At 72.8% G+C, this 698-nt stretch carries 1 protein-coding gene; it reads right to left on the bottom strand.

Features of this window, described 5'->3' with window-relative positions; genetic code table 11:
* Nucleotides 1-27: 27 nt before the first annotated feature.
* Nucleotides 28-555: a hypothetical protein gene (locus tag AC2W7M_RS26845; RefSeq protein WP_486136267.1), complete on the bottom strand. Its 528-nt coding sequence runs from the start codon at nt 553-555 to the stop codon at nt 28-30.
* Between the last annotated feature and the right edge of the window lie 143 nt (nt 556-698).

Below are 698 nucleotides of genomic sequence, written 5' to 3'. Positions count from 1 at the left end.
CCTCGGCATGGCGCGCGGCGAGCAGGCTCACCTGCTGGTCGATGGGGGCGACGAGGTCGCGCGCCCGCGTCTGCGCGCCGCTCTCGTGCAGCGCGAGCCGCCCTTGGCCAGCGCCCGCAGGCGATCCTCCAGCGCCGTGAGGGCGGCGATGCCGCTGGTGCCGATGACGAGCGCCACCAGCTCCAGCGCGATCAGCAGCGAGACGATGCCGATGAAGGCGACATCGATCAGCACCCCGCCCACTTCTTCCGAGATCACGCTCGGATCGACCGTCACGGCGATGTCGGCGATCGGCACGCCGGAGCGGCTGGTCACGGCGGTGTGGACCACCGGCGCGTCGGCCATGCCCGCGCCGTCGCCCGAGCGCGCCAGTTCGCGCCCGTCCGGCGTGGTCATGCGGATCAGCGCGAACTCCCGGTTGGCCTTGCGCAGATCGGCGAAATAGGACCGCACCCCCACCATCTGGTCGATGGGGATGCCGGAGCCGTAGGCCACCTCCACAAGGCTGGCGGCGGAGCGGCCCACCGATTCGGCCTTGGCGAGGATCTCCGGCACGATGGTGCGTTCGGCGGCGCTGCGCGCGCCCCAGCCGACCGCCGCGAGCGCGACGCACAGCACCAGGGCGATGGCGATGGAGATGCCGGCACGGAAAACCGATCATGGCCGCGGCTCCGGCGCCAGGGTTCCCGGCCTGGCGC

This window comes from Xanthobacter sp. BG11Y11_SDJG (assembly GCF_057364445.1).
This window is presented reverse-complemented; position numbering and strand designations above follow the sequence as displayed.